This is a genomic window from Janibacter sp. CoH_79_TC_3, assembly GCF_058197955.1.
This window is the reverse complement of sequence record NZ_JBXWIV010000006.1, coordinates 35914-53896: the sequence shown is the minus strand read 5'-3', so window position 1 is coordinate 53896 and position 17983 is coordinate 35914. Positions and strand designations below refer to the sequence as shown.

Below are 17983 nucleotides of genomic sequence, written 5' to 3'. Positions count from 1 at the left end.
ATTTTTTTACATAAAACCTATAGCATCTAACTACATGATTACGTTAATAAAAACGCTTTTAAACTTGCTATACGTAGCCTATTAATCACCTTTCACAATTTTAGGCGGGCCTTTTAATAATTCCTCATCAACGAACTCATTGGCCGAATTATGATCAGCTGATTCGTCAGTAATGTAACGCTGCTGGTTGCGATATAAGATAAGACGGTCGCGACTCATGCCACGTAATAGCGCATACATCATCACAAATATAACCAAAGCAAACGGCAATCCTGCCACGATGGCCGCCGCTTGTAATGCGCCTAAACCACCTGCTGCTAATAAAATTGCCGCAATCACGCCCTGCATAATTGCCCAAAATAAACGCTGAATTTTAGGTGGATTGGTATCACCACCAGCCGTCAGCATATCAATGACAAAACTGGCCGAATCTGATGATGTCACAAACCAAAGTACAATCATGACTACAATTAATAAGGTGATGGGTTTGGTAAATGGATAGTATTCAACCAATTTAAAAATGGCACTACCCGTATCAGCTTGCACCGCGGCGACCAATCCTGGGCTGACCAAATCAGGACTGATAGCGGCTAGCAGCTCCATCTGAATGGCAACGCCACCAAAAGCCGTAAACCAGAAAAACAATATCGTCATAGGGATAAGCAGCACGCCAAATACGAACTCGCGAATGGTACGACCACGGCTGATACGCGCGATAAACACGCCGACAAACGGTGACCAACTGACCCACCATGCCCAATAAAATATCGTCCAAGCGCTTTGCCAATCAGTGCCACTATAAGCTTCGCTCCACGTCGATAAGGTGACGATGTTTGCCAGATAGTTACCAATATTTTCAATAAAGCTGTCAAAGATAAATAACGTGGGACCCAAAATCACCATAAAGGCCAATAGAATACCGGTCAGTCCCATATTGATATCACTGAGGCGCTTAATGCCTTTATCAAGACCTAACATCAGCGAGCCACAAGCTAATGAAGTCACAAAGGCGATGATAATAAACTGTACGGTCAAGGTATTAGGGATACCAAACAAGCCTTCTAGACCCGAGTTAATCTGCATAACCCCAAGACCTAAAGACGTCACGACGCCAAACATCGTGCCAAATACCGCCAAAATATCGACGGTATGTCCCCATTTACCATAAATCTTTTGTCCAAGAATCGGATACAAGGTTGAGCGAATCGATAACGGCAGACCACGGCGGAAGTGAAAATAGGCTAACGACAAGGCAACGACGGTATAAATCGCCCAAGCATGCAGCCCCCAATGTAAAAACGAGAGATTCATCGCTTGCTTGGCCGACTCTACAGTCTGTCCCTCACCAATGGGAGGCGCCATAAAGTGGTACAAAGGTTCTGCTGTGCCCCAATAGACCAATCCAATCCCGATACCCGCCGAAAAAAGCATCGCAATCCATGAAAATAAGCTATATTGCGCTCGTTCTGTTTGTTTTCCTAAACGAATATCGCCGTAGCGACTGGCAGCAAGGTAAATACAAAATACCAGCGCCACGTTAAATAAGATGATAAATAACCAGCGGAATTTTTCGGCGATAAAGTCCTGTAAGAAACTAAAAAGCGCGGCTGCAGTTTCAGAAAATAACGAGCCAAAAATGATAAAGCCGACAATTAAGATACTTGAGGTGATAAACACAGGTTTATTTACCCGTGGAAATGGGCCGAGCTTACTTATTTTTATGTCGTTCATTCGCTAAAACCTTATATTTAAGAAAGGTTACCTTAACAAACTAACCTTTAATTATCAATTAACTACCAAATAAACTCGATAAAGACATTTTTTAGTCACAAGTTGATTGGCTGGTTTAAGTCTCTATTAAGGTTGGATTTAGAGGTGCTAAGCAATTATTTTAGTTAGATTGTTTAGCTCGCTATTTATATATCTCCTGTTATATAGAGCGCGTTATATAAGGCATGTTATATAGGTCATGATGCAGACTATTAGAAAATCCACTAATTGGGTAATAATCGCAGCAGCCTACCATTAGCGCCATCTTCTAATAACCACACTTGCCCATCGACGTTTAAGACCCCACGAATACGCTCACCCATATCATAGCGATAGCGTTCTGCCGCACCGTTATTTTTATCAAAATTCACTACGATAAGCGCTTTTGATGACAAGCCGCTGATAAGGGCGTTGCCTTGCCATGCTGGAAAGTCATTATATTTACCCGCTTTATAAATACTTATGGAAGAAGGTGATATCACTGGTGTCCAGCTAATCTTGGGCGCAGTAAATTCTGGTCGGGTATCATGATCAGGAATATCCGTCCCTGAATAGTTACGACCATTGGAGACAACTGGCCAGCCATAGTTCTTACCTTTTTCAATGAGATTAAACTCATCACCGCCGCGTGGACCCATTTCGTGCGCCCAAAGTCTGCCTTTGTCATCGAAAGCCATACCCAGTACATTACGATGCCCGATCGTCCAAAACTGGGCAGCAATACTCGTATCACTGGTATTTTTCGCAAATGGATTGTCGGCTGGCACTGAGCCATCAGGATTTAATCTAATAATTTTACCTAGATTTACACTCATGTCCTGCGCAGGCGTTTTTTCTTGACGCTCACCTGAGCTGATATATAAATACTTGCCATCAGGTGAGAAGAGCAAGCGATGGCTATAATGCCCTTGCCCACTCACTTTTGGCATTTGCTGCCAAATGGGCGTAATGGCTCTCAAGCTTGGCGCGCCAGTATTCAATCCTGACAGCTTGGCCTTGATAACTTTTGCCCCGAATTTATCACTATCAGCGCCCTTGCCTGCTTCGACATAGCTAAGATAGATATTATTAGAAGTAGCAAAGTCTGGTGCAAGGATAATATCGCCAAGTCCACCCTGCCCGCCATAAGCCACTTCGGGAATACCAGTCACAGCGGTTTTCATTCCTGTTGCCGTATCAACAATCAAAAGCTCGCCTGTTTTTTGGGTCACCAGTAGTTTGGGCGCTTTATCTTTAACAGTAGGTAATGCGATCATTGCCCAAGGTTCATCGAAGCTAGCAATTTTCTTGGTTGTAAAGGCAGGTTTTTCCATGCTTGCTATGGATTCGCTGACAGATGCTTTCCCTTCTTTATATTCAGTCAGATCTGCATTGGTATTAACGGCTGAAGGGTTGGAGCAAGCAGAAGCACTAAACAGTAGTGCTGTGATGATTAACGGTAACATTAATGGTCTGCTCGTCTGTTTCTTATCGGTCATCATCATGATGTTATCTCCCTTAATTTTGCAGTTTTCTTATTCTCGTCTAGGTTATTTATACCACAGCCAAAGTATGGTAACGGTAAAATAATTATAGCGCCCAACGCAAAAACCCCTTACTTGCCTGTATAAACAATAGGCAAATAAGGGGTAGTTTTAAGCTTTCCATTAGCTAGAAAATGAAACTAAGTGTACTCAGCTAATGTAACAAACGCTTGATTTAGCTCATTCTAAGCTTATCAAAGGTCAGTTTATCATCGGCACCGACATCGACTTTGATGATATCGCCTGCGACAAAATCACCTGCCAGTAGTTTCAATGACAATGGATTTTCAATCTCTTGCTGAATAGCGCGTTTTAGTGGACGCGCACCATACACAGGATCATAACCAACTGCCACCAGCTTGTTCATCGCATCGGCTGATAACTCGATATCCAACTCACGCTCATGCAAGCGCTGACGCAAGCGATCCAACTGAATCGCAGCAATGCCTGACATCTGCGACATACCCAGTGGATGGAATACTACGATTTCATCAATACGGTTAACGAATTCAGGGCGGAAATGCTGTCCAACCGATTCCATAACCTCAGCTTTAATACTCTCGTAGCTTTCACCAACCATTTCTTGGATTTTGTGCGAGCCCAAGTTACTGGTCATAATGATAACCGTGTTTTTGAAGTCAACCACGCGACCTTGCGAATCCGTCAAGCGACCGTCGTCCAATACTTGTAGCAAGATATTGAACACATCGGGGTGTGCTTTTTCAACCTCATCAAACAAAATTACACTATAAGGCTTACGGCGTACGGCCTCAGTTAATGCACCGCCTTCTTCATAACCAACATAACCTGGAGGCGCACCCACCAAACGACTGACGCTATGCTTCTCCATATACTCACTCATGTCGATACGAACGATCGCATCCTCAGAATCGAATAAGAAGTTTGCCAATGATTTGGTTAGCTCTGTTTTACCCACACCCGTTGGTCCTAAGAATAAAAACGAACCTGAAGGGCGATTTGGATCCGATAAGCCCGCACGACTACGGCGTACCGCATTGGCGACCGCCTCGACCGCTTCATCTTGACCGATGACACGCTCATGAAGTTTTTCTTCCATCGCTATCATCTTGTCACGCTCGCCTTGCATCATTTTATTCACTGGAATACCAGTCGCAGCCGCCACGACCTCAGCGATTTCATGATCGGTGACTTTATTGCGCAGCAATTTTACAGTGATTGGCTCGCCAGCTTGCTCTTTTTGCTCTGCCGAATCAATCTCGGCAATTTGTTTTTCAAGCTCAGGTATCACACCATATTGTAAGCGAGACATCTCTGCATAATCGCCTTCTCGACTGGCTTTCTCTAACTGAATACGTGCTTTATCCAAGTTTTCTTTATGCTGTTTGCTCCCTTCAACTAAAGCTTTTTCGGCCTGCCAAATCTCATTGAGATCCGCGTATTCTTTCTCTAACTCTTCGATCTGAGCATCTAGTATTTTAAGCTCTGCTTGCGCGCCTGCATCCTCTTCATTTTTTAGCACTTCGCGCTGCATTTTCAGCTGAATACGGCGACTATCGAGCTTACCTAAGGCTTCAGGTTTACTGTCCATCTCCATCCGCAGGCGACTGGCGGCTTCATCAATCAAATCAATCGCTTTATCCGGTAACTTGCGATCCGTAATATAACGATGGCTCATTCGCGCTGCCGCTATAATCGCGCTATCTTGAATAACGACGCCATGGTGCAGCTCATAACGGTCTTTTAGACCACGCAAAATTGCAATGGTATCCTCAACTGTTGGTTCATCGACCAGCACTTTTTGGAAACGACGCTCAAGCGCGGCATCTTTTTCGATATATTGACGATACTCATCTAGAGTCGTCGCTCCGACACAATGTAACTCACCACGAGCCAGCGCAGGTTTTAACATATTACCAGCGTCCATCGCACCATCCGCTTTACCGGCACCGACTAAGGTATGTAGCTCATCTATAAATAGAATGATATTGCCTTCTTGCTTTGATAAGTCGCTGAGTACCGCTTTGAGGCGCTCTTCGAACTCACCACGGAATTTGGCACCCGCAATCAATGAGCCCAAATCTAACGACAATACTTCTTTATGGCGTAGACCTTCTGGCACATCACCACTGATAATTTTCTGTGCTAAGCCCTCAACAATAGCGGTTTTACCAACGCCCGGCTCACCGATAAGCACTGGATTATTTTTGGTACGGCGCGATAGTACCTGAATGGTACGACGAATCTCTTCGTCACGACCAATCACCGGATCAAGCTTACCAAGCTCCGCCTGTTCAGTTAAATTAATCGTATATTTATTCAGCGCATCACGTTGATCTTCGGCGTTTTGATTATCTACGGTGTCATCACCTCGCAATTGCTCAATCACCGCTTTTAACTTACTTGCGGTCACGCCAGCACTTTCAAATATCTTTTTAGTGTCGCCTTGTTCAGCGAGCGCCAACATCACCCATTCAGTGGCGATAAAATCATCGCCTTCTTTTTGTGCTTGACGATCTGCCAAGTTCAGAATTTTAACTGAATTGGGGTTTAAATTAACGTCGCCTGTTGGCTCGCTAATCGTTGCTTGATTCTCAAGCGCTTTTGCCACGCCATTTTTCAGCGCAGGGATAGACGCGCCCGCTTGTTGGCAGATAGATAAGTTAGACTCATCTTGCAGTAATACCGCAAGCAAATGCACAGGGTCAATACCTGTGTGGTCGCGACCTAGTGCCAAACTTTGTGCCTCTTGAATCGCCGACTGCAGTTTTTGGGTAAATTTCTCAAATCTCATATTTTTGTCCTCTTATAATTGATAATAATTTATATCTGATAGTAGCTGCGGCTTTTTATAAGTATTAAGATGCCGAAAGCTTTTCGTTGTTATCTATATCGGGTTTATTGAGTAATATTTCAATGTTAATTTAACTTTAATAAATAATTATTACAGGCTTATGAATGTCAATTCCTATCAGTTAAGAAGCCAATACACAGCGCTGAAATATCACCTTATTAAAATAAACCTTACTTATAACAATGATATGACGATAAAGCATTAATAGGCACATTTATGAGAGATTTCAAGGGAATATAGAAAAGAAAAGATAGGAAGCTTGAGTATGAGCAAAAACAAAGAAATGTATTTTAGAATACTATTAAACCAATAGAAAATACTAGGGCGTGTCCTCAATTCAATCGATGGACATCTAATCGATGGACATTTAAATGGGCTAAAAATAAGCTGAATAAGAGTACCTTAACTATGTTAACAAGGTATTTATTCTACAATTTCGATCGCTGTGCCAATCTTTACAGCAGCCATGATTTCATCCATCTCATCATTGGTCACTGCCATACAGCCTTCCGTCCAATCGCGTTGTTGGTTAAGTATGCCAAATGCACCAAAGCCATTTTTCTGCCCATGAATCATGATATCACCACCAGCACTGACGCCTCGCGATTTGGCGCGGGCTTTATCCGCCGCATTGGGATAACTGACGTGAATAGAACGGTAATATCCAGATTTTTCATTTTTATAATCGAGTGTATAGTTGCCAACAGGTGTACGTTGATCGCCTTGTTGTTGCTTATGTCCAATAGGATTACCACCGAGCGCAATATGATAAGATTTAATCACTTTATCATCACTTAACAACTGCAGAGTACGAGCGGACTTATCGACAAAGACTTTATCAATCATCGTGCTTTCAGGCATAGATTGTTTATTCTCTGAGTGACTCTTAGCATGAGTGATATTACTGGTACTCATAAAAGCAACTAAGCTAAACCCTATCGCGACAAATAACCAACTTGAGTATTTATGAGAATCTAGACGGAAAAATGACATAGCTTTTGCTTCTTATGATGAGTAAATAAAATTATCATCTATAAGATAGCAAAAAACTATGCCAAGCGTTGTGCGAGTTATAGGAATAAAACTCAAAGCTTCGATATTAAATCTCTAATACCCTATTACACCATACGAATCGCACCATCTAAACGAATCACTTCACCATTCAAGTAGGCATTATCAATGATATGCACAACCAATTTAGCAAACTCATTTGGAGTACCCAAACGTTTAGGATATGGTACTGCCGCCTCTAGTTGCTCACGCGCCTTCTCAGGCAGACCTTGCATCATAGGTGTTGCAAACACACCCGGCGCAATAGTCATCACTCGGATACCATGACGAGTCAGCTCACGTGCTAGCGGCAACATCATGCCAACGACACCAGCTTTAGATGAGGCATAACTGCCTTGTCCGACTTGCCCATCAAAAGCGGCAATAGAAGCCGTATTGATGATAATTCCGTTGTCAGCATTGACTTCGTCCGATGGTTTAGCAGCAACGCGCTTAGCAATACTCGCTGCCACCAAACGTGCCACGTTAAAAGAACCAACAAGGTTAATATTCACGCCACGGCTAAACGACTCAAGATCTGCTGGATTATTTTCACGATCTAACAATTTTTGTACGACAGCGATGCCTGCACAGTTAATGGAACCTTGCAGACCCTCGAATGCCTCTTCAGCCATAGCAACAGCCGCTTGAACGTCATCACCACTGGTGACATCACAGCGCACAAAACGAGTGTTGTCGCCCAACTCATCGACCAGTACTTGTCCTGCTGACTCGTTAAGGTCAGCGATGACAACCTTACCACCTTGAGCCACAATAGCTCGCACTACTGACTCACCCAGACCTGACGCGCCGCCAGTAACCAAAAAGCTGCGTTGCTCAATTTGCATAATTATTCCTTTAAATGGTTATTACTAATATCTGTTTTAATAGTCAATTGACACTTTATTCTTACTTAAGCCACAGATAAACTACGCAGCAAAAAGCGCTGAATTTTACCACTTGGCGTTTTTGGTAATGCTGCCACAAACTCAACTTCGCGGGGATAGGCATGGGTCGAAAGACGCTTACGTACCAAGTCTTGAATCTCTTTGGCAATCTCATCAGTTGCTTCGATGCCATCTTTTAGCACCACATAAGATTTAATCGTATGACCACGCACCTCATCTGGTACACCAACCGCTGCTGACTCTGCAACCGCTTCATGCTCAAGCACGGTGTTTTCGACATCGGTCGGACCTACCCGGTAGCCTGCCGTAATAATAATATCATCATCACGCCCTGAGAACCAATAACTGCCGTCGCTATGACGCTCGACCACATCGCCTGTCAGATAATAATCTTCAGTGAACGCATCTTTTTCATTCCAGCTATAGCCGCGGAAATAAAACGCGGGCGATTGACTGACCACCACTGCCAACTGGCCTTGCTCGCCATCAGGCAAGATGTTCATATCATCATCTAACACCACCAGTGTATGTCCCGGTAGCGCCATCCCCATCGAACCGACTGGACATTTATGCTCTAACGCATGGTGCTCACAACATGTCATGCCTGTTTCGGTCTGCCCATATTGATCACAAACTTTACAGTTTAAGTAGGTTTCAACCCAGTTGACCACTTCGGTATTCAAGGTCTCGCCTGCTGAATTGGCACAGCGTAACGATAGCTTGGCATTGGCGTCGTGGTGAGCACTTTCAAACACACCACTCGATTTCATCATCCGAAATGCCGTTGGTGAAGAAGCCAAATTGGTAATCTCATGACGGACCATAAAGTCGCGGGTATTAGCAGCATCAAAGCCCGATTCATTAAAATAAGTGGTGACGCCCATCAGTAAGGGACCCGTAATCGCGTAATATAGTCCATATGCCCAACCGGGATCAGCCATATTCCAGTAGTTATCATCGGCGCGCAAGTCAATCGCATAGCGCATATATAGATAAAAAGCTGATAGCGCACTTAATGGCACACTAACGCCTTTTGATTTACCTACCGTACCTGAGGTAAACATTTGCAAAAACGGTGCATCGGTATCCAATAACACTGGCTCGATAGCTTGCGGCTGCGCTGCCATCATCTCTGTATAGCTATCATCGCCCCAGTTATTCTCTAGCTTTCCATCATTCTCACTGCTAACCATGACCATTTTAGTTTGCTTAAGCAAGTCGTCGAACTTGCCGCGATTATCAATATTGGTAAAAACTACTTTAGTATTGGCTTTATCCATCCGATATTTAATCGAATCATAACCAAAGGCAGTAAATAGTGGCTGATAGACTGCGCCAATCCGCCAAGTGGCTAATACAATCGTGAGTAGCTCAGGGGTGCGCGGTAGCATAGTCGCCACTTGGTCACCAGCTTGCACGCCATAAGACAGTAATAAATTGGCAACTTGCGCACTTGCCTTATCAAGCTCTGCAAAAGTCATGCGCGTCACATTGCCAGAGGTATCTTCATGCACTAACGCCAGATGATCGCCGCGACCATCACGCACATGACGACCGCAACACGCCATATAAGTATTCAAACGGTCGTCTAACTGCTCGCCATAGATTTCTGACAATAACGCATTCATATCAAAGTTATGATAGTAATCGCTGTAGCTCGTTGGTGTATGAGTAATATTTTTACCGGAGTTTGCGGACGAATGGTTCGAAGAGGAGGTGTTCATAAGCTAATCCTTTAGCAATAGAGAGTCACTGACGCTATCAGCGCTTTATCAGGAGTAAAACAGTCATATCTTATTAACTATTTTCTCTTATGGTTCGCACATATCAAAGTGCGTATGCTCTATTAGTAACGCATTTTTATATTTGTTTCAATACATAACGTATCATTTTCATAATTAATATGATTTTTTGATAAAATTAAATTTATTGTATGGCACTTAAAAATCCTAGCAGCGCTTTCTCTTCACAGCTTTGATATTGCTTGGTACGTCCACGGCGCGCTTGTTTATAAGGCTCAAAAAACTGCCCTACTAAAAACTTATCGATAATAACGGGATTGACATAAGACGCTCGGCAGACAGCAGGCGTATTGCCAAGCTCTTCTGCCACCGCTTTAACCATATTCGTGACCAGTTGCTGACGCTCATTGCTGTTAGAATCACTGGCTAATATTGCGCTGCCATCAGCAGTCTGCAGCTCATCGTATAAATAACTGGCAGCAAGAACACTCGCCATCCATGTACGAAAATCTTTTGCGCTATATAAATCGCCACTATACAGCGCGCGCTCATTATCATAAGCGCAAGTATGCGACCGTAGATAGTCATTGATATCGCTACTATCGACAACTTGCTTATCACCATTATCATCCAAATATTTAAAAACCTGATAACCCGGCAACTCCGAACAGGCTTGCACAATCTCAATTAAACGCTCATCTTGCAGCTCTATATGATGCTCTTTAGCACTTTTTCCGACAAAATCAAACGCTAAGCCATTATCCGTTTCGCTGACGTGTTTACTGCGTAACGTGCTGAGGCCATAACTTTTATTCATCTTCGCATAGCGGCTATTACCAATACGAATCAAGGTCGTTTCTAATAGTTTCACCACTGCTGCCAAAACATTGTCACGCGATAGTGGCGCTGCTTGCAAGTCTTTTTCGACTTGCGCACGCAGGTTTGGCAACGCCTCAGCAAAACCTATCATGGCATTGAACTTAGCTTGATTACGTACGCGGTCCCACTCGGAATGATACAAGTATTGCTTGCGTGCTTTATCATCACGCCCTGTCGATTGCAGATGCCCTTTATCATCTTGGCATATCCAAACCTCTGACCACATCGGCGGTATCACTAAGGCATCAAAACGCTGGCGCAATGCTTTGTCTTTGACCGTTTTACCAGTAGCGTCTTTATAAGTAAAGCCGCGACCCCAACGCCTGCGCGTAAACCCCGGTTCATCGTCGCTGACGTAGCGTAAGTTGGCTAAACCAGCCAAATGCTCATAATCATGGCGTATGTCTTGCGTATTGGTTGGTTGATTTGACTTCGCCATAAAAAATACTCATCTGATAATATCGTTGTTTTAGCATAATCAACTGCCCTTATCTTTGCTGTGTATTTGTCATGGACAATGTGTAATCCTGTGTAAAATAAAGGCGATAAAAGCCTTGTGGATTTTGAGCGTTACGACATAATTTAAGATACATTTACTGAAGGCACCGCCAACATGACAAATTCCACCCTTATGAATTCAATCAATGGCTCTTTAAAAATAGCGTCATTATCTGCCGCTGACTATGAGTCTTGGCTCAGCTTGTGGCAAAGCTATCTCACTTTTTATGAGAGCAGCTTGCCATTAGAAACGACGAATGCAACGTGGAATAATGTGCTCGATAGCAACGTACCTATTTATGGGTTTGGGGCTTGGTTAGAGGATAAGTTAGTCGGTATCACTCACGTGGTGCTACACCCTAATACTTGGAATAGCACTGAATGTTGCTACTTAGAGGATTTATACGTGGCTGAATCTGTGCGAGGGCACGGTGTAGGACGAGCATTGATTGAGTATGTCTATGAGTTTGCCCGCCAGCAAAACTGCAACCGCGTTTATTGGGTTACTCAAGAAGAAAATACAGCTGCACGCCGGCTCTATGATACGCTTGCGACCAAAACCGATATGATTCAATACCGCAAGGATTTATGATTGATTGCTTGCAATTTTTGATAAATAAATAAATAGATAGATAGGTAGCTGCTTTTTTACAACATAGTCAATGTAAAAACAAAAAACGCCAAGTATTGAATACTTGGCGTGTTTATAAGTCATATTAATCTAAGCTAAAAAACTATGCACCATAAGTGCATAGATAAGCCGTTTCCACTGCTACTTTTACTTGAAATTTCTGATTGGCTTCAATAGTAAATTGCTCACCAGTATTGAAGGTTTGCCATTCATCACTATCTGGCAGCTTGACCGTCAAAGCACCGCTAACAACTGTCATCGTTTCAAATTCGCTGGTGCCAAATTCGTATTCACCAATCTCCATCACCCCAACAGTGGCAGGCTTAGTAGCGGTTTGAAAGGCAATAGAAGTCACTTTATTATCAAAATAATTATTAACGCTTGGCATAATTTTCCTTAATTGACTGTTGGTTGATATTTTAAAAATTTCTTTATGGTCTAGCTTTACAGTCCAGCCTTAAGACTCGCTTCGATAAATTGATCAAGGTCACCATCGAGCACCGCGCCGGTATTAAAGGTTTCAACGCCCGTACGCAAGTCTTTAATACGTGAGTCATCGAGTACGTAAGAGCGAATTTGACTGCCCCAACCGACATCAGACTTACCATCTTCAACCGCTTGCTGGGATTCCATCCGTTTTTGCATCTCAAGCTCATAAAGCTTGGCGCGTAACAACTTCATCGCTGTGGCTTTATTACCATGTTGGCTACGCTCGTTTTGACAAGTGACCACAACGCCAGTCGGTTCGTGAGTAATACGCACCGCTGAATCGGTGGTGTTCACGTGCTGACCACCTGCGCCCGATGAACGATAAGTATCAATACGCAAATCAGCTGGATTGATATCAATCTCGATATTATCATCAATTTCAGGCGATACAAAAACGGCAGCAAATGAGGTATGACGACCGTTATTACTGTCAAACGGTGATTTACGGACTAAGCGATGCACGCCAATTTCAGTCCGTAACCAACCAAAGGCATAATCGCCTTTAATTTCAATGGTTGCCGATTTTATACCAGCGACACCGCCAGCAGACACCTCGATAACGTCCACTTTAAAGCCATGCGCTTCTGCCCAACGTGTATACATACGCAGCAGCATCTCTGCCCAATCTTGTGCCTCGGTACCGCCACTGCCTGACTGGATGTCCAAATAGCAATTATTTGGGTCCATCTCGCCACTAAACATCCGGCGGAACTCTAAATCAGCAACGCGCTTCTCCGCATCGTCCAGTTCGGCTTGTACATCCGCCAGCAGTGATTCATCTTCTTCCTCAACTGCTAGTTCTAACATCGCCGAGGCATCTGCTAAAGTAGTCTCAAGCGAAACGACGACGTCGATGACACCATCAAGCTGGCTTTTTTCTTTATTAATCTTAGTCGCACGCTCTGGATCATTCCATAGCTCGGGGTTTTCTAATTCTAAATTGACTTCTTCTAAGCGTTCTTGCTTGCCATCGAAGTCAAAGATACCTCCGAAGGTCCTGCCCACGCTCAGATAAATCTTTGATTTGTTCTTGGTAAGGATTAATTTCCATAAAGGTTCCTATTTTTACGATAAATATCTAACGAATACGGCGCTATTTTAAAGGAGATTGATGATAAATAGTTGGCTAATTATGACTGGCCTTACCTTTAAGCACTTCAAACCGCCTGAATTGACCAGTCTTCAACTGCCCAGCGATGTGCGAGTGCATGCGCATGTAGCGCATCATCGGGCGACACACAGATAGCCACATCCGCCCATTCTAATAATGGAATATCATTTTTAGAATCTGAATAGGCATAGGTTTTATCAAAGGTAGTACCTACTGATTGCTGCTTATCCAGCCATTTATTTAGATGGTAAATTTTACCTTCCTTAAAGTTTGGTTGATCCGTTAGTTTGCCAGTATAGCGCTCGTTTCTTATCTCGAGAGGGGTCGATAAAACATTGGCATCTTCAATACCAAAACGCTTCGCAATAGCTGATACCACAAAGTTGTTTGTCGCAGAAATTATCACCACTTCATGACCCTTCTCAACGTGATGACAGAGCACCTCCATGGCTTTTGGGCGAATGTGCGGCTCGATTTCAGTCTTAATATAGTCTTCGCGTAGCTCATGCAGTCTAGCCATCGGTAAGCTACTTAAAAATTGCGCGACAAATTCATTATATTCGGTCGCATCAAGCGTACCTTCGATATAATCTTGATAAAACTTTTGATTGGCGGTGCGGTATTCAGCTTCGTCAACGAGATTATGCTTGACGATATATTCGCCCCAGAGATAATCGCTATCGACGTCGAGCAAAGTATGATCTAAATCAAAGAGTGCCAACTCTTTTGGTGCATGTCCTGCTTGTGTTGCCTGCATAATGGAACCTTATTTTTTATTTATTAAAAGAATAATTTTTTGAATGTAAAATATTTCAGAAAAATATCGGATATAAAACGTGCTGCATCATTCCCTATAAGCCTACTGTTTACCAAACAAATTTATGCTAACTTATTTACTTTAATGTCTCATTAGCTTATCTTTAGCCTGCTTGATAATAACAATAGAGAACTTTATGAAAGCGCCTGATGATAAAACCGTTTTGTCTAATAGACCGCGACGTCCTGCCCGCTCAATCAGAGAAATCAGACGACGGCAATTAGGCAAAAGCTACCAATCGCCTTTAGAGCGTCTGCTTTATGCACTGTTAAACGCGCTATTATATGGTTTTGGCGGCTTACTTATCGACCTTGCGATTGTTGTTATTCGCTCAATTGCCGGTATGGGTAATGGCGAGATATTCTGGCTATTTACCCCGTTTATGCTAGTTTTGGGGGCGTTAACAGGCTTTATCGTCGGTAAAAGCGCTGGTGCTGAAAGCGTCAATGCCTTAAATATCGACGATACGGGTAATAATCATTATCTTAGTGACCATTCTATACGCCATGATATCTTTCGCGGTCTGATTATTGGCATTATCATTTTTGCCATCATTTGGCTGATCATGATGCTAATGGCATAACAACCATTTGTATAGAAAGCGACTCAATGTCAAAAACAATATTAAACACCCTAAAAACTCATAAAAAGGATTGCTTACTTTAAAGCCATCCTTTTTTTATTATAAAACTCTTATTACTACTGTATTAATTAATCTGGCATGGCTATTTCTGTTAAGCCAGTTTTAAACTTTTGACAACGTTCCGCATAGTGCATTGCCGACAGTTTTAACATTGCCGCTTGCTCATCTGTCAAAGTTTTGACCACTTTTGCCGGCGCGCCCATCACTAGCGAATTGTCTGGAATCTCTTTACCTTCGGTGACCAAAGCTTTGGCACCAATGATACAGTTTTTACCGATTTTGGCATTGTTCAATACCACCGCGCCAATACCAATTAAGCTGTTATCACCAACTTCGCAGCCATGCAGCATCGCTAAATGTCCAATGGTGACATAATTACCAATTTTTACCTCAATGCCTGCATCGGTATGAATGACGCTGTTTTCTTGCACGTTACTATAATCGCCAATATGAATGCGCTCATTGTCACCGCGAATCACTGCCCCAAACCATACGTTGGCTTTATGACCCAAATACACATCGCCTATCACGCGAGCGGTATCTGCTACCCAACCGTTAAATGGTACTGCAAACTCTGGCGCTTTGTCTAAATATTGATAAATCATAATCCATCCTTAGTTGTTATTTTTATACAAGTTTATACATGGTGAAAAGTGTGTCGTAAAGAATGATAGCGTTAAAATCATGTCATAAATAAATATGATCTAAAGCGTGATAGTTGTAAAGAATGACAAAAACTTTATAGTATAATGCTGCCGATAAACAGAGCCGCTAATTAATAGAGCAATTAGCATTTAGAATAAAGCCGTATGCCATTTATCAATATAAAATGACCAGAATATTTTATACGGATAATTAACGCTCACCAACCCTCTTTAGGATCGCAGCAATGATCAGCAAACAATACGCCCCTATCATTTTATTATCGACCAGCTTGATGGTTGCCATCCCTGCCCACGCAGAAAGCAGCTCTACTACCAAGGTAGGCGATGTGCTCGCCTTTGCGATACCGGCAGCTGCTTACGGTAGCACTTATTATATGGATGATAAAGAGGGTCGTCAGCAATTTTACTATTCATTTGCGACCAACATTGCTGCGACACAAGTGCTAAAGTCAGTGATAGATAAAGAGCGCCCCAACGGTCGTGATGAGGACTCCTTCCCTTCTGGTCATACTTCAGTGGCATTTCAGGGTGCCAGCTTTATTCATAAACGCTATGGTTTAGAATATAGCATTCCTGCTTATATTGGTGCAGGATTTGTGGCATATAGCCGCGTTGAGGCCGATGAGCATGATGTGACTGATGTTCTGGCGGGCGCTGCCTTAGGTATTGCCAGCAGTATGTATTTAACCAAAAGCTATTATGACGACCAACTGCATATCGCTACCAATTTATCACCCGACTATTACGGCGTATCGGTGCATTATAATTTTTAACGATCGGTTATTTATCTGAATTAACGACGGGGCTGATTTAATAAAGTGACAGTATTGGTCTTAAGACGTGTACTTATCTTAAAATGGCGCTAAATATAGATCGAAAAATAACAGACGAGAGAAGGTGCTAGCCCTTAACGCAAAACTCTAGTATAATGCGCAAAATCTGTGCCAAAGCGAGCGGACATGATGTAAGTTACTTATTCACCCCTTAGTGAATCCTGTACCTTTTCATCGATGATGTCTTCTCGCTTTTTTGTGGAAAAAATTTGGCTTTAACACTTTTTTATCATTATTTAACAGCCGTTAGATAGAGATTAAAACGCACTTTAGAGCAAGTTTTTACCATAAAACATCATGGCACTCACCAATAACAGCGGAGGCAACCCTTGAATTCATCGACAGAAATACAAGCAATTTTGGCACTAGCAGACGGTACGATTTTTCGCGGTTTGAGTATCGGTAGTCTTGGTCATCGTGTCGGTGAGGTGGTATTTAATACAGCCATGACAGGGTATCAAGAAATCCTAACTGACCCAAGTTATGCGCGTCAGCTAGTGACGCTTACCTACCCGCACATTGGCAATACTGGTACCAACGCTGAAGATGTCGAGTCTGGTAACGGTCATCAAGTGTGGGCTGACGGTCTTATTATCCGCGATGCAACGATGGTCACTTCAAACTTCCGCAACTCTCAATCATTGAGTGATTATCTACAGAGCCATGATACGGTCGCTATTGCTGATATTGATACCCGTCAATTGACCCGCCTACTACGTGATAAAGGCGCACAAAACGGTTGTATTATGACGGCTTCTAATGGCGAGACTATCAGCCATGATGACGAGCAGCAAGCAATTAAATTGGCGCAAGAATTTGCTGGTATCGAAGGGATGGACTTGGCAAAAGAATGCTGTACACCGACGACGTTTGAATGGACAGCCGGTAGCTGGGATTTATCAGACACTCTACTGAACCGTAATGTAGCTGGTAGCCATGATAGCGGTACGGGTGGCTTCTTCAAGCATTTGGGTACGCATGTCGAAGCAAAATATAACGTGGTCGCCTATGACTTTGGTAGCAAAACCAATATCCTACGTATGCTTGTTGACCGCGGTTGTCATGTAACCGTCGTACCAGCGCAAACACCTATCGCAGATGTGTTAGCAATGAATCCAGACGGCATTTTCTTATCAAACGGCCCTGGCGATCCTGCTGCCTGTGACTATGCCATCGACGCGGTACGTCATATCATTGAAGAAACGGACATTCCAACTTTTGGCATCTGCCTAGGCCATCAGCTGATTGGTCTTGCCAGCGGTGCAAATACCATCAAAATGAAAACCGGTCATCATGGTGCTAACCATCCCGTACAAGATTTGGCCACGGGTACCGTTATGATTACCAGTCAAAACCATGGTTTCGCGGTTGATGAAGACACGCTGCCTGCCAACGTCAAACCTACTCATCGCTCATTATTTGATGGTACCAACCAAGGGATTGAGCTGACCAATAAGCCAGTCTTTAGCTTCCAAGGTCACCCAGAAGCAAGCCCTGGGCCGCACGATGCCGCGCCACTGTTCGATAAGTTTGCAGAGATGATGGCAGCCGCTAAAGCTTAAACTATCGATAATTAACAGCAAGCAAAATA

The 17983-nt window shown here is 43.2% G+C and carries 15 protein-coding genes; 4 read left to right on the top strand and 11 right to left on the bottom strand.

What is annotated here, in order from left to right:
- Window positions 1-81: 81 nt before the first annotated feature.
- The 7 genes from AC2FA3_RS07500 to AC2FA3_RS07470 all read right to left on the bottom strand — a co-directional run bounded on the left by AC2FA3_RS07500 (window position 82) and on the right by AC2FA3_RS07470 (window position 11144).
- A complete protein-coding gene (locus AC2FA3_RS07500) occupies window positions 82-1731 on the bottom strand; it encodes a BCCT family transporter (protein WP_490509050.1) in 1650 nt (549 codons plus the stop codon).
- A 263-nt stretch (window positions 1732-1994) separates the two neighbouring features.
- Window positions 1995-3254, bottom strand: coding sequence for a PQQ-dependent sugar dehydrogenase (locus AC2FA3_RS07495; RefSeq protein WP_490509049.1), 1260 nt, complete (start codon window positions 3252-3254; stop codon window positions 1995-1997).
- Window positions 3255-3468: 214 nt separating this feature from the next.
- A complete protein-coding gene (gene clpB / locus AC2FA3_RS07490) occupies window positions 3469-6066 on the bottom strand; it encodes an ATP-dependent chaperone ClpB (RefSeq protein ID WP_490509048.1) in 2598 nt (865 codons plus the stop codon).
- Between the two features lie 483 nt (window positions 6067-6549).
- Window positions 6550-7119: a L,D-transpeptidase family protein gene (locus AC2FA3_RS07485; protein ID WP_490509047.1), complete on the bottom strand. Its 570-nt coding sequence runs from the start codon at window positions 7117-7119 to the stop codon at window positions 6550-6552.
- A gap of 125 nt (window positions 7120-7244) precedes the next feature.
- A complete protein-coding gene (locus tag AC2FA3_RS07480) occupies window positions 7245-8024 on the bottom strand; it encodes an SDR family NAD(P)-dependent oxidoreductase (RefSeq protein WP_490509046.1) in 780 nt (259 codons plus the stop codon).
- 65 nt (window positions 8025-8089) lie between these two features.
- A complete protein-coding gene (locus tag AC2FA3_RS07475; protein ID WP_490509045.1) occupies window positions 8090-9808 on the bottom strand; it encodes an AMP-binding protein in 1719 nt (572 codons plus the stop codon).
- A gap of 202 nt (window positions 9809-10010) precedes the next feature.
- The gene (locus AC2FA3_RS07470) at window positions 10011-11144 is read right to left on the bottom strand and encodes a DNA topoisomerase IB (RefSeq protein WP_490509044.1); all 1134 of its coding nucleotides are present in this window, start codon (window positions 11142-11144) and stop codon (window positions 10011-10013) included.
- 174 nt (window positions 11145-11318) lie between these two features.
- On the opposite strand from AC2FA3_RS07470, the gene AC2FA3_RS07465 reads away from it, so the two are divergent.
- Entirely contained in the window at window positions 11319-11795 is a 477-nt protein-coding gene (locus AC2FA3_RS07465; RefSeq protein ID WP_490509043.1) for a GNAT family N-acetyltransferase, read from the top strand.
- A gap of 142 nt (window positions 11796-11937) precedes the next feature.
- Here the strand turns inward: AC2FA3_RS07465 and ppnP are convergent, their stop codons facing one another.
- The 3 genes from ppnP to AC2FA3_RS07450 all read right to left on the bottom strand — a co-directional run bounded on the left by ppnP (window position 11938) and on the right by AC2FA3_RS07450 (window position 14191).
- On the bottom strand, window positions 11938-12222 hold the full coding sequence (gene ppnP, locus AC2FA3_RS07460; protein ID WP_490509042.1) for a pyrimidine/purine nucleoside phosphorylase: 285 nt from the start codon (window positions 12220-12222) through the stop codon (window positions 11938-11940).
- A gap of 56 nt (window positions 12223-12278) precedes the next feature.
- A protein-coding gene (gene prfB, locus AC2FA3_RS07455; RefSeq protein ID WP_490509041.1) for a peptide chain release factor 2 occupies window positions 12279-13374 on the bottom strand; the annotation gives its coding sequence in 2 pieces (ribosomal slippage) (window positions 12279-13301 and window positions 13303-13374; 1095 coding nt in all).
- A 106-nt stretch (window positions 13375-13480) separates the two neighbouring features.
- Window positions 13481-14191, bottom strand: a complete 711-nt coding sequence (locus AC2FA3_RS07450) for an HAD family hydrolase (protein ID WP_490509040.1) — start codon at window positions 14189-14191, stop codon at window positions 13481-13483.
- Window positions 14192-14387: 196 nt separating this feature from the next.
- On the opposite strand from AC2FA3_RS07450, the gene AC2FA3_RS07445 reads away from it, so the two are divergent.
- Window positions 14388-14834 carry a hypothetical protein gene (locus AC2FA3_RS07445; RefSeq protein WP_490509039.1) on the top strand — a complete coding sequence of 149 codons (447 nt, stop codon included), beginning with the start codon at window positions 14388-14390 and terminating at the stop codon, window positions 14832-14834.
- A gap of 128 nt (window positions 14835-14962) precedes the next feature.
- Here the strand turns inward: AC2FA3_RS07445 and AC2FA3_RS07440 are convergent, their stop codons facing one another.
- Window positions 14963-15499: a gamma carbonic anhydrase family protein gene (locus AC2FA3_RS07440; protein ID WP_490509038.1), complete on the bottom strand. Its 537-nt coding sequence runs from the start codon at window positions 15497-15499 to the stop codon at window positions 14963-14965.
- A 284-nt stretch (window positions 15500-15783) separates the two neighbouring features.
- Here AC2FA3_RS07440 and AC2FA3_RS07435 point away from each other — a divergent pair, with 284 nt between their 5' ends.
- On the top strand, window positions 15784-16332 hold the full coding sequence (locus tag AC2FA3_RS07435) for a phosphatase PAP2 family protein (RefSeq protein WP_490509037.1): 549 nt from the start codon (window positions 15784-15786) through the stop codon (window positions 16330-16332).
- 389 nt (window positions 16333-16721) lie between these two features.
- The gene (gene carA, locus AC2FA3_RS07430; RefSeq protein ID WP_490509036.1) at window positions 16722-17954 is read left to right on the top strand and encodes a glutamine-hydrolyzing carbamoyl-phosphate synthase small subunit; all 1233 of its coding nucleotides are present in this window, start codon (window positions 16722-16724) and stop codon (window positions 17952-17954) included.
- Window positions 17955-17983 lie beyond the last annotated feature (29 nt).